This window comes from Psychroserpens luteolus, assembly GCF_021032705.1.
GTDB lineage: Bacteria > Bacteroidota > Bacteroidia > Flavobacteriales > Flavobacteriaceae > Psychroserpens > Psychroserpens luteolus.
In genome coordinates, this window is sequence record NZ_JAHVXI010000004.1 from 235,238 (window position 1) to 247,284 (window position 12,047).

13 protein-coding genes are annotated in these 12,047 nt (G+C 33.7%); 6 read left to right on the forward strand and 7 right to left on the reverse strand.

What is annotated here, in order from left to right; all coding sequences use genetic code 11:
- Nucleotides 1-82 precede the first annotated feature (82 nt).
- Together KWG70_RS12020 and KWG70_RS12025 are read left to right on the forward strand one after the other, a co-directional pair.
- Nucleotides 83-745, forward strand: a complete 663-nt coding sequence (locus KWG70_RS12020) for an alpha/beta hydrolase (RefSeq protein ID WP_230936283.1) — start codon at nucleotides 83-85, stop codon at nucleotides 743-745.
- A gap of 74 nt (nucleotides 746-819) precedes the next feature.
- Nucleotides 820-1,761: a lytic transglycosylase domain-containing protein gene (locus KWG70_RS12025; protein WP_230936284.1), complete on the forward strand. Its 942-nt coding sequence runs from the start codon at nucleotides 820-822 to the stop codon at nucleotides 1,759-1,761.
- Between the two features lie 16 nt (nucleotides 1,762-1,777).
- Here the strand turns inward: KWG70_RS12025 and KWG70_RS12030 are convergent, their stop codons facing one another.
- The 3 genes from KWG70_RS12030 to KWG70_RS12040 form a co-directional block, all read right to left on the reverse strand.
- Nucleotides 1,778-2,431, reverse strand: a complete 654-nt coding sequence (locus KWG70_RS12030; protein ID WP_230936285.1) for a hypothetical protein — start codon at nucleotides 2,429-2,431, stop codon at nucleotides 1,778-1,780.
- A gap of 179 nt (nucleotides 2,432-2,610) precedes the next feature.
- Nucleotides 2,611-3,171 (reverse strand): DUF2892 domain-containing protein, encoded by a 561-nt coding sequence (locus KWG70_RS12035; RefSeq protein WP_230936286.1) that lies wholly within the window; start codon nucleotides 3,169-3,171, stop codon nucleotides 2,611-2,613.
- Nucleotides 3,161-4,060: a DUF6263 family protein gene (locus KWG70_RS12040; RefSeq protein WP_230936287.1), complete on the reverse strand. Its 900-nt coding sequence runs from the start codon at nucleotides 4,058-4,060 to the stop codon at nucleotides 3,161-3,163. The genes KWG70_RS12035 and KWG70_RS12040 overlap by 11 nt, the downstream gene beginning before the upstream one ends.
- 195 nt (nucleotides 4,061-4,255) lie before the next feature.
- Here KWG70_RS12040 and rpmH point away from each other — a divergent pair, with 195 nt between their 5' ends.
- The 4 genes from rpmH to KWG70_RS12060 all read left to right on the forward strand — a co-directional run bounded on the left by rpmH (nucleotide 4,256) and on the right by KWG70_RS12060 (nucleotide 9,286).
- Nucleotides 4,256-4,417 carry a 50S ribosomal protein L34 gene (gene rpmH / locus KWG70_RS12045; protein WP_028873397.1) on the forward strand — a complete coding sequence of 54 codons (162 nt, stop codon included), beginning with the start codon at nucleotides 4,256-4,258 and terminating at the stop codon, nucleotides 4,415-4,417.
- A gap of 98 nt (nucleotides 4,418-4,515) precedes the next feature.
- Nucleotides 4,516-7,368 carry a carbamoyl-phosphate synthase large subunit gene (gene carB, locus KWG70_RS12050; RefSeq protein ID WP_230936288.1) on the forward strand — a complete coding sequence of 951 codons (2,853 nt, stop codon included), beginning with the start codon at nucleotides 4,516-4,518 and terminating at the stop codon, nucleotides 7,366-7,368.
- 144 nt (nucleotides 7,369-7,512) lie between these two features.
- Nucleotides 7,513-8,382, forward strand: coding sequence for a T9SS type A sorting domain-containing protein (locus tag KWG70_RS12055; protein WP_230936289.1), 870 nt, complete (start codon nucleotides 7,513-7,515; stop codon nucleotides 8,380-8,382).
- A gap of 130 nt (nucleotides 8,383-8,512) precedes the next feature.
- Nucleotides 8,513-9,286, forward strand: coding sequence for a T9SS type A sorting domain-containing protein (locus tag KWG70_RS12060; protein ID WP_230936290.1), 774 nt, complete (start codon nucleotides 8,513-8,515; stop codon nucleotides 9,284-9,286).
- A 50-nt stretch (nucleotides 9,287-9,336) separates the two neighbouring features.
- Here KWG70_RS12060 and KWG70_RS12065 read toward each other — a convergent pair whose 3' ends face one another.
- The 4 genes from KWG70_RS12065 to KWG70_RS12080 all read right to left on the reverse strand — a co-directional run bounded on the left by KWG70_RS12065 (nucleotide 9,337) and on the right by KWG70_RS12080 (nucleotide 12,044).
- Nucleotides 9,337-9,873: a YceI family protein gene (locus KWG70_RS12065; protein WP_230936291.1), complete on the reverse strand. Its 537-nt coding sequence runs from the start codon at nucleotides 9,871-9,873 to the stop codon at nucleotides 9,337-9,339.
- An 18-nt stretch (nucleotides 9,874-9,891) separates the two neighbouring features.
- Nucleotides 9,892-10,254 carry a hypothetical protein gene (locus KWG70_RS12070; RefSeq protein WP_230936292.1) on the reverse strand — a complete coding sequence of 121 codons (363 nt, stop codon included), beginning with the start codon at nucleotides 10,252-10,254 and terminating at the stop codon, nucleotides 9,892-9,894.
- Between the two features lie 18 nt (nucleotides 10,255-10,272).
- A complete protein-coding gene (locus KWG70_RS12075) occupies nucleotides 10,273-11,121 on the reverse strand; it encodes a DUF5777 family beta-barrel protein (RefSeq protein ID WP_230936293.1) in 849 nt (282 codons plus the stop codon).
- A gap of 158 nt (nucleotides 11,122-11,279) precedes the next feature.
- Complete coding sequence (locus KWG70_RS12080) at nucleotides 11,280-12,044, reverse strand: T9SS type A sorting domain-containing protein (protein ID WP_230936294.1); 765 nt, start codon at nucleotides 12,042-12,044, stop codon at nucleotides 11,280-11,282.
- Between the last annotated feature and the right edge of the window lie 3 nt (nucleotides 12,045-12,047).

Below are 12,047 nucleotides of genomic sequence, written 5' to 3' on the forward strand. Positions count from 1 at the left end.
GGAACTATACTTTTGTATAGTTTTGTAGTGCAAATTTACGAAAAATATCACACATATTAAAGCGTCTTTATTTTAAACACTTATGCAGCAAGAAATTATACATGTATATCTTATGCCAGGAATGGCAGCCAACCCAACGATATTTGAACATATAAAACTCCCAGAAGAGCAATTTGAGGTACATTGGTTAGAATGGATGATTCCTCATAAAAAAGAATCTCTGGAGTCTTATGCCAAACGTATGATTGCAAATATTAAGCATGAAGACATTGTGTTATTGGGAGTGTCTTTTGGTGGTATTCTAGTCCAAGAGATGAGTAAGTATATGAGTTTGCGAAAGCTGTTCGTCGTATCTAGCGTAAAATCAAAACATGAGTTGCCTAAACGTATGAAGCTTATGAAGTATACCAAGGCCTACAAGCTATTACCCACGCAATTGGTTGGTAATATTGACTTTTTAGCAAAATACGCGTTTGGTGAAACGATTACTAAGCGTATTGAATTATATAAAAAGTATTTATCGGTAAGTGATAAGCAATATTTAGACTGGGCTATTGAAAATGTAATCGAATGGAATCAAGAAGTGCCCAATGAAAAAGCTATTTATATCCATGGGGATAAAGATGCTGTTTTTCCACATTCATGTGCAGGCGATTGTATTGTTATTAAAGGCGGATCTCATATTATGGTCATCAATAAGTATAAATGGTTTAACGAAAATTTACCAAAACTAATTTTAGACTAGCTTGAAACCAACGATTTAATTTTATACATTTGACTAGCAGTCGATTAAATGACTGTTCCCTAAATAAAATGAATATGACAATGATTAAGAATATTTTAGCAACAATTGGCCTTATCTGTGTTTCTGGGCTGTTTATATTTGCAGTTCAGGCAGAAAAATCACCTTCAGATCAAGAGGTAGTCGAGCCTACTAAAGTGATTAACGATTATAACGTATATGCCATTTCTGTGCCTGACGATTTGAATTTTGCAGGGGAAGAGATGCCTTTACAAGATCCTGATATATTAGAACGAATGGATAGAGAATTACTTGTCAATACCTATTGGCAATCTAATGGTCTATTAATGTTTAAACGTGCCGAGAAGTATTTTCCAATCATCGAACCTATCTTAAAAAAGAATGGAATTCCTGAAGATTTTAAGTATTTAGCTGTTATTGAAAGTGGACTAACCAATGCTGTATCTCCTGCAGGAGCACGAGGTGTTTGGCAAATTATGAAAACAACAGGTAGAGAGAATGGATTAGAGATTAATAGTAATGTTGATGAGCGTTATCATTTGGAAAAGGCTACAGAAGTGGCTTGTAAATACTTATTGAGATCTAAAAAGAACTTGGGATCGTGGACATTGGCAGCAGCAGCATACAATGCAGGTAATGCAGGTGTTTCTAGACGATTAAAAGAGCAAGGTGTATCTAATTATTACGATTTATTGTTAGGTGAGGAGACAGGGCGTTATCTCTTTAGAATTGTAGCGCTTAAAGAGATTCTAAATCATCCTAAAAAATATGGTTTTAACTTTACTTCGGAAGATCTTTACAAAACGATTCCAACCTACAAAGTGGAAGTAGATACTGTCGTTACCGACTTTACAAAATTTGCAGAGCGCTTCGGAATTAATTATAAAATATTGAAAATTCACAATCCTTGGTTAAGAGAGCCTAAGCTTAACAATGCATCCAGAAAAAAGTATTTTATAGATATTCCTAAAGAAGGCTATTACTCAGTAAAGCCTTAATGGATAGCCTTTGTAATTAATTAAGAGTAGAAATAATAAGACCCTCGGAATTAGGCTCTTCTTTGAAAAGCAACCATTTGATCTTTTCATGGATTACGTTAAATGCTACTTCAGATCTGTTTTCATCCTTAACTATAGTAAATTTCTTGTCAATTCGAACGAGTTGTTTTTCTTCTGAAATGTAGAAACATGCTGGCGCTCCAAAGGAGTGCTTAAATGTTGCAATAATGTGGTTTGAATTATTCTTGCGTTCATCAACATAGGTGATTATAACATTAGAATTATAGTTCTTAGAAAGCGCCTTAGCTTTAGTTTTTGTATCCCAAAACAAAATTATTATGTCAATTTGATCTTTATAGAGTTTTGACATTCGGTTAATTTCATTGATCTCTTCCAGATTAATTTGTTCCCAAGAAGATTTAGTAATTAAAAGAAAAGGTTTGTCGAGAGCCGACGTTTTTAAGGAGCCCCCTTTTACTTTGTTTAGGGAGATATCTCTAATATAGCTATGCTTTAGGTAATTATTAAAAATAGAATCAAACAAAAACCCAGCATAAATGTTGTCACCATTTTGAATAGCAACCTCAGACTTAGTCCTATATGCTTTTAAATGTTTGGCGATTTGGGTATCGAAGTATATTTTTTGCTGTTGAGGGAATGCTAAAAACATACATGCAAACATTAGTATACAACTATAAACTCGCATGTCTAATCTTTTGTAGGTTAATAAGTTACAAATTTATTAAGCCTGCAAAATGGCATCAAAAAAAGTCGTTAAAAAGTCAAAATCGTGGAGAAACGAAGCGTTTTTTAGCAAAACATCGATGAAATACATCTGAAAGAGAGGGTTTAACGTCGTCTCATATTACGATTTCCGTAGTGTTGCTTTGGACCTTGGGACTTTTTCATCCCATCTTTCATCATTTTAATTTGTTCGGTCAAGATTCCTCTTTTATCAAGTTTTTGAGCTTCATTGAGCAATTGTTTTGCTTCAATTGGTCGACGCTTACTAAAGGCAATTCCGGCTAGGTTTAATTTTGCCATCGCTACGTCATGATCCATTGACAATCCTAAGCCTAGTGCTTTTTTAAAGTACTTTTCTGCTTCGTTCATATTGGTTTGTGATACCATAACACCATGAAGATAGTTATAGTATCCTTCCTGTTTTTTCACAAGAGCACTTGATGGATTTTTGATTTTATTCAACCAATTTTTGGCACCTTCAAAATCTTGTTTCCTTAGTTTTAAAAAAGCCAGTAGGATAAACTCGTTTTTAAAATATAAAAAGATAAAAATAAGCGATAGTAATATGTACATGATACCATTGCCAATGTAGCCTTCAATAAATTGATATACGGCATAAGCTATTATTAATCCAGCAATGACAAGTTTTATGTTTTTATTGAACATGTTTTTCTATTTTGTAAGTAACGTTTGTAGTAATTGATGTTGGTAACTTCATAGCATTCGTTTTATGCATGATGGAGTTGCCTGTTGCAACAGATTTGCTGGACATGGATTTCACAAATCCAGTTTCTAACGATGTAATAATAGTACTAGTCATATCTCCAGCCAAATTCATTTCGACATCTTCATCATTAGTTTTAAAGGTAATTGTACTAACTCCACTGATCATGACATCGTCTTTTTTTATGTCATCTAGTGTCCAAGTATTTTCAGCAGATAAATCACCTTCAAATGTATTATTCCACGAATCCCCTTTCTTGGTTTCTGTAGAAGGGTAGATGTAGGTCATCTGTTCAAAACTTTTAGCGAGGCTTTCGTTGCTAAATTCTCCTCGCATTCCTTCTTTCATAACTTCTTTTGTAAATTCATCAATATCACCAACAGCATTTACCATTTTATCAATTAAGGCCTCAGCACCTTCAATAGACTTAATTTTACCATTTTTATACATTTCCATAATAAGATCAGTATTGATGAGTTGGGCGAATATTCTTCCTTCAATGTCATCTTCAGCTACTGGATCTAAAGTATTTACAGACATAATAGCGCCTGCAAGGTTAGATTTAGATTCCATTTTAAAACGGTCAAACTTAAATTTGATCGTATATAAACTATCATTGACAGCTTCAATTGTAAATGTGAAATCACCTTCTATAAGATTGGTCATCTCATGTTTTTGACCATTCATGTCTTGTACAATATCCTGATTAGCAGTTTGCTGCACCTTAAATTGATCTCCTATTTTGAGATTATAAACTAAGTTGGTTTGTGCAGTTGAGACGTTTATAATCACCAAAAATGCGACTAAAAACCGTAATATATTAAACTTCATTTTGTTCCTCTTTTTTCGATTTACAAAGAAACTAATTTTTTGTCAATTTGTTGCTAGAATATAAGCTGATATAAATATCTAAAATAATTTTATATTTAGATTTGTCAAAGTAAAAACTCTTTGTATATTTGCACCCAGTTTTGAGACAGCTCTCAATTTATAAAAAAGAATATTAGTTTATAAAAATATAAGACAATGCCAAAAAGAACGTTTCAACCGTCAAAAAGAAAGAGAAGGAACAAGCACGGTTTCAGAGAAAGAATGGCTTCTGTAAACGGAAGAAAAGTTTTAGCACGTAGAAGAGCTAAAGGAAGAAAGAAATTGTCTGTATCATCTGAAACAAGACATAAAAGATAATGATTAACAATTGTTAATATTTTAAGGGTGTTACTTAGGTGTAACACCTTTTTTTGTACCTATATGTTACCTATTTTTGAACACTTAAAAAACCAAAAATGCCAAAGAACGAAAAATTAAAGTCTATTCTAATTATAGGTTCAGGACCTATAATTATCGGTCAAGCATGTGAGTTTGATTATTCTGGAACACAAGCCTTACGCTCGCTTCGCGAAGATGGAATTGAAACTATACTTATCAATTCTAACCCTGCTACAATTATGACAGATCCAACCATGGCTGACCATGTGTATCTGTTACCATTAACTACCAAATCAATTATTAAAGTATTAAAAGAGCATCCACAAATTGATGCTGTTTTACCAACAATGGGAGGGCAAACAGCTTTGAATTTATGTATTGAAGCTGATGAAAAAGGAATTTGGTCTGATTTTGATGTTGATATCATAGGTGTTGATATCGATGCCATTAACATAACTGAAGATCGTGAACAATTTAGAGAGTTAATGCTTAAGATAGGTGTTGGTATGGCACCTCAAGCTACAGCTAATTCTTATTTAAAAGGAAAAGAAATTGCACAAGAATTTGGATTTCCTTTAGTGATTAGAGCATCCTATACTTTAGGAGGAGCTGGTGCATCTTTTGTATATAAAGAAGAAGATTTTGATGAGTTGTTAACTCGCGGGTTGGAGGTGTCTCCAATACACGAAGTGATGATAGATAAGGCTTTAATTGGTTGGAAAGAATATGAGCTTGAGCTTTTAAGAGATAAAAATGATAATGTCGTTATTATCTGTACTATCGAAAACATGGATCCAATGGGTATACATACTGGAGATTCTATTACAGTGGCTCCAGCGATGACACTTTCGGATAAAACATTCCAGAAAATGCGTGATATGGCAATACATATGATGCGTAGTATTGGTGATTTTGCTGGTGGATGTAATGTGCAGTTTGCAGTAAGTCCAGACGATAAAGAAGATATTATTGCTATTGAAATCAATCCACGTGTATCACGTTCTTCTGCGTTGGCAAGTAAAGCAACAGGATATCCTATTGCTAAAGTTGCTGCAAAATTGGCTATTGGATATACATTAGATGAGTTAAGTAATCAAATTACTGGTTCAACGTCGGCGTTGTTTGAACCAACATTAGATTATGTAGTCGTTAAGATTCCACGTTGGAACTTTGATAAATTTGAAGGCTCAGACAGACGCTTAGGTCTTCAAATGAAAGCTGTTGGTGAGGTTATGGCGATAGGGCGTTCATTTCAAGAGGCATTGCATAAAGCCACGCAATCCTTGGAAATTAAACGTAATGGCTTAGGTGCTGACGGAAAAGGATATAAAGATTACCAACAGATTATTGATAAACTCACTTATGCTAGTTGGGATCGCGTGTTTGCCATTTATGATGCGATTCAAATGGGAATTCCGCTAAGTAGAATTCATGAAATTACTAAAATTGATATGTGGTTCTTAAAACAGTATGAAGAACTGTATCACTTAGAAAAAGAGATTTCAACATTTACTATAGATACTATTGAGCGTGACTTACTACTTGAAGCTAAGCAAAAAGGATATGGTGATCGTCAAATTGCTCATATGCTTAAATGCTTAGAAAGTCAAGTGTATAATAAAAGAGACGAATTCAATATTAATCGTGTTTATAAATTAGTGGATACTTGTGCTGCTGAGTTCAAGGCACAAACACCATATTACTATTCTACCTTCGAAAATGAAGTTGAAACACCAAATGGAAAGAAATTTTCAGCTAATGAAAGTGTTGTTTCTGATAAAAAGAAAATCATTGTTCTAGGATCTGGTCCAAATCGAATCGGACAAGGGATTGAGTTTGATTATTGTTGTGTTCATGGTGTATTGGCAAGTGCTGAGTGTGGTTACGAAACAATTATGATTAACTGTAACCCTGAAACGGTTTCAACAGATTTTGATATTGCTGATAAATTGTATTTTGAACCTGTATTTTGGGAACATATCTACGATATTATTCGTCATGAAAAACCAGAAGGTGTTATTGTTCAGTTAGGTGGTCAAACTGCATTAAAATTGGCAGAAAAACTAGACAGATATGGCATTAAAATTATTGGAACAACTTATCAGTCTTTAGATTTGGCTGAAGATAGAGGAAGTTTTTCAACACTACTTAAAGAAAATAACATTCCTTATCCAGAATTTGATACGGCTTCAACTGCCGACGAAGCTCTAGCAGTTGCTGATAAATTGGACTTCCCGATTTTAGTGAGACCATCATATGTACTTGGAGGTCAAGGGATGAAGATTGTCATTAATAGAAAGGAATTAGAAGAGCATGTCGTTGATTTACTTCGAAAAATGCCTGATAATAAACTATTACTAGATCACTATTTAGATGGTGCTATTGAAGCAGAAGCTGATGCCATTTGCGATGGTGAAAATGTATACATCATTGGTATTATGGAACATATTGAGCCTTGTGGTATCCATTCTGGAGATAGTAATGCAACATTACCCCCTTTTAATTTAGGAGAGTTTGTGATGCAACAAATTAAAGATCATACCAAAAAGATTGCATTAGCATTAAACACTGTTGGGTTAATTAATATTCAATTTGCAGTAAAAGATGATATGGTATATATTATTGAAGCGAATCCAAGAGCATCGAGAACAGTGCCTTTTATTGCAAAAGCTTATGGTGAACCTTATGTAAATTATGCGACTAAAGTTATGCTAGGTGAGAAAAAAGTTACCGATTTTGATTTTAAACCGCATTTGGAAGGTTATGCTATTAAACAACCAGTATTTTCATTTAATAAGTTTCCTAACGTGAATAAAAAATTAGGGCCAGAGATGAAGAGTACAGGAGAAAGTATCCTATTTATTGATAGTTTAAAAGATGATGAGTTTTACAACTTGTATTCGAGACGTAAAATGTATTTGAGTAAATAAGTTATTTTTTTTCGATAAACGGCTTGTCTTAATCGCCTTTTAATTACTATTTTAGCTTAAAATTTGAAAAATTGCTAATGTTGGAATCATTTTTGTTAATCTTATATAAGACTAGCAGTAGATTTTAATTGAAAAGATAAACGTATGAAAACAAAACTACTTTTTTTATCCTTATTACTAACATCTTCAATTGCTTTGTCTCAAGTTATGGCAGGTCAAGTAGATGACTTCGAGGATGGAACAACTCAAAATTGGGCCATTGGTGGAGCAGCAGGGCCTGACGATATGCCTATGAATGTTAGTGATGGAGGCCCAAATGGTGCTGGTGATAATTTCTTGACATATTCATCAAACGGGATGAATGGAATGGTTGCAAGTAAGATGGTTATATTCAATGCAGGCGGTTCGTCTCAATGGGGATCAAACTATATTTCTGAAGGAATCATTGCTATCAAAATGGATGTTAATGTTACAATTAATGATTTAAATTTAAGAGTGGCATTCCAAGGTAGTGGAACAAGAATTTGTACAACTAATGCTGTGGCTGTTGCGGCAGGTTCTGGTTGGACATCAATAACAATTCCTATTTCTACAACTGATTTTACCGTTATTTCTGGTTCATCCTCTGTTAGTGATGCCTTATCAAATGTAAATGCAATGCGTATTTTAAGCAATGATACTCCTGCATGGAGTACTGCGGTTAATGCAATTGAAGCAACAATAGGAATAGACAATATCACAGCATCTACTACGTTAAGTACTCAAGATGTTCAAATTCAAAATGATTTTGAGATTTCTCCTAATCCAGCATCTTCTAAATTAAACATCAAATTATCTAATGTTTTAGACAATGCAAATGTAGCTGTTTACAATGTTTTAGGTAAAAAAGTATATTCTAAAAGTTTAAGCGCCTTAGAATCGTCAATAGATGTATCTAATTGGAATTCAGGAGTATATTTGGTGAGAGTGTCAAATGAGAAACAAACGATAACCAAACGCTTTGTGAAGCAATAAGCCTTAAAAAAAATATAAAAAGACCCATTAATTTTTAATTAATGGGTCTTTTTATTTTGTTAATTTTTCGAAAACCAATTGAAAAAATCACTAACTTGTTGAAGCCTAACTCATTTATAATTGAAATATTATGAGAAAAAAATACACTTTTTATCTACTTATTCTGCTTTTTTGTTTTGGATTCTCTATTCAAAATGCTAATGCTCAATTTAGAATTGTTGAGGTAGATCCTGCTACAGAAAGAGTAAAAATCAAAAATTTTGGTGCTACTACTGAAGATATCTCTGCATATAGACTTTGTGCTAGGTTTTCTTACAATGCATTGAGTAGTATGACCTTATTAAGTGGTGATCTCGTTAATTTTGCACCAAATGCGGAAGTAGAGGTTACCGTATCGTTTTCAAATGGTAATGTTTTAACAGATGCCTCTTCTGATTTGGGATTATATCTACCAACAGGAGGCTTTGGTGTAGCTGCGAATATGATTGATTTCACACAATGGGGAGCTGGTGGTATTGGTAGAGAAGCTCAAGCTGTAGCTAATGGTTTTTGGACTGCAGGAACATTTATTAATGTAGCAGCTCCTTATGAATTCACTGGAGGGTCGGCAGATGCAGGAGTGACATTTTGGGATACATTACTTGGAGTAGATGACTTTGACGAGATCAATAAATTCACAATTTCGCCTAATCCTGCTTCATTGAACCTTAATATAGAAATTCCTGGTAGCGTTGAAAATGCAACGCTTAGAGTGTTTGATTTACTAGGTAAAAAAGTTATTGAAAAAGAAATAAGTGGTATTCAAAACTTATCTATAGATGTTAGTAAATGGAATACTGGCGTTTATATTGTTAGAGTTACAAGCGATGATGTTACCCAAACCAAACGATTTATCAAGCAATAAATATGACCAACTAAAATATTTATGAATAGGCCATCCTAAACCGATGGTCTTTATTTTTTGTTTAGCTCAAATTCAAAAGATACCATTACATCCTCCGCAATTTTATTCCTCACAATTTTTGGGATATCAATGTCAAAGTCTGATGCTTTGGCAATAAACTTCCCACTCATAATTATGGTATTCTCTTTAATATTGATAGTTATTGCTAGATCTTTCAAGGCTTTCGTTTTTCCGTGAAAAGTTAAAGAGCCTTCAATATTATAAGTAGAAGTGTCTTTTTTCAAATCGAAATCATCAATTTTTCCTTTAAAAGTTGCTTTAGGAAATTGATCAGACTCTGCGTAATTTTCATTGAAATGTTCTTCCATTAGTGCATTCTTAAACCGAAACCCTTTAACTAAGGCCAAAGCTGCAAACTCTCCATTTTCAGTGTTAATAATTGCGGTTACCGAATTATTCTTTGCAGCGACTTCCTCAAAAGCAGGTACAGAGGCTTCAAAATTGATAACTCCAGTTTTTGTGATAAACTTATTTTGTGCTGTCATATGTATACAGACAAAAGCAACTAGATATATGATTTTTTTCATTTTATAATAGATTTATGTTTATTCTTCAAGTAATCCGTCGGCTTCCCATTGCACGACGAGGTCTATAAGGTTTTGTGGTAAACGTGGTCCTCCAAAAGGCATTAAAAAACCTTGATCATTAGACGAAATGCGATCAATTAAACCATTGTTTTCAACAGCATTTTTTACGTTGTCAAAGGTGACCAATGAAATTGGAGCGCCATTTATTGGAGGATCACTATGACAGGATATGCAGTTATTGTCAATAATAGATTTTACATTATCAATATAGGTCACTGTTGTAGGAATTGGTGTAGCATCTATCAAGTCCTCTTCACTTGTATTACTGCAACCAAAGCATATTAAAATGTATATAATGCAAAGTTTATGTGGATATTTCATTTGTTTAATTTTTTTAGTTTAAAATACACGACTAAGGTTAAAGCCAAAATAAATATTGCCATCGGTCCAATCACCTGTAGCTTGCCCTAAAAATCCATTAGCGTTCATGGCTTGAGCATTTGAGAAATGCATTTGAAATACATGTCCTCCTGTTTCCAAGTCAAAGCCAATAGATAACGGATTCTTGAAAGGTGAATTATCTGCTCTGTTAAGATGCCAGCCATAATCAGCATTAATAGACCAGCGTTTTGATAGTTTATAGCGCGTTCCTAAACCTAAAGCGAACTGGGAATTATCCTGATTATTTTGCTGTACATAATTATCATGAAAGAACGTAGGTACCAACTCTACTGAAAAGTTGGTATTTACTTTACGAGATATAATAAGTTGCGTTGTATATCCTAAACGGTCTATAAATTCTAACTTTGGTAAATTATCTTTTTCAAGACCTGTATTAATAAGAATAGCATTAAACCCAACAATTGTAAAAGGAAATCCATTTTCCTGTTGCCTTAATAATCTATACTTGACAGAGGCTTGGTAAATTTTTTGAAAAGAGCTACGTGAAACACCAACATTAAAACCATCTGAAATGCCATAGACAAAGTTTAGTCGTGTTACTGCGTCATCTAAGCCAAAAAAGCTGTCAAACCCGTTTTCAATACTTCCAAATCTATGTGATACAATAAGTGTAAATTCTTGTTTTGCTACAAGTTTTGTAGATTCAAAATTCACAACTTTTAAACCTTTAAATGCTGCTGTAGCGTAGTCATTATTAGTATCTTCAGTATCAATTTCATTTAGTAAATCATCTTGAGCTACCGTTAAAATTGGCACAAGGAATAGTAGTATGAATAAATTTTTCATAGTCAATTGTTTAAAATATTACGTTGGTGTTGTTGGCCTGTTTTAGTTTTTAATGCATCGTATTCCAGCACCTAAAAGTGTCGAATTACTAAGAATCCATAGCATGATATTTTATTTAAAGCCAAATACGTGATGCATTTGGCTTTACGATTATTGCTTTATTGTTTGATAAAGCGTTTTGTTTCTGTTTTATCTCCGTTTGAAAGCTTAATAAGGTACAGTCCACTGTTCCAGTTAGAGACATCAATTTGAGATAAGTTTTCAGTTCCTAAAGTTTCAGCTACAATCTGCTTTCCTAGAATATCAAACACCTGATATGTTAAGCCAGAAGCTCCAGAAGTGAGTTCTATATGTAAAATAGAGCTTGTTGGATTTGGGAACACGTCAAAACTAGACGTTTCAAAATCGTCTACGCTTAAAAGCGTATCCCAAAAATTTACACCAAAATCTGTTGCAGTTCCGGTAAATGCATATGGAGGGTTTACATTTACAAAAGTTCCAGCAGTCCAAATTCCCTTTGAGACAGCTACATTCTCGCGTCCGAGACCTCCAGCTCCCCATTGCATGAAATCAACCATACTTGTAGGTTGTGAAAAATTACCTGTAGGAAGATATAACCCTAAGTCGGCAGCAGAGGTACTTAAGCTTAAAAAGTTTGGTGCAGATACTGTTACTTCTGCATTTGCAGCTAAGTTTAACGAACCACTAACTACAGTAGTTTGGCTGGATAAGGTTCTATAAGAGAAAAGTGAGCACAATCTATAAGATGCAATATCGACTGTTGAGCCACCAAAATTTTTCATGGTAACTGTATCTCCAGCAGGATCTACCGATAAAATTTTAATTTGGGCATAAGTTTGCTGAGCTATAAACACTGAGAATAGAAGTGTGAAAATAGTTGTAAAAAAGTAATTTGTTTTCATAAT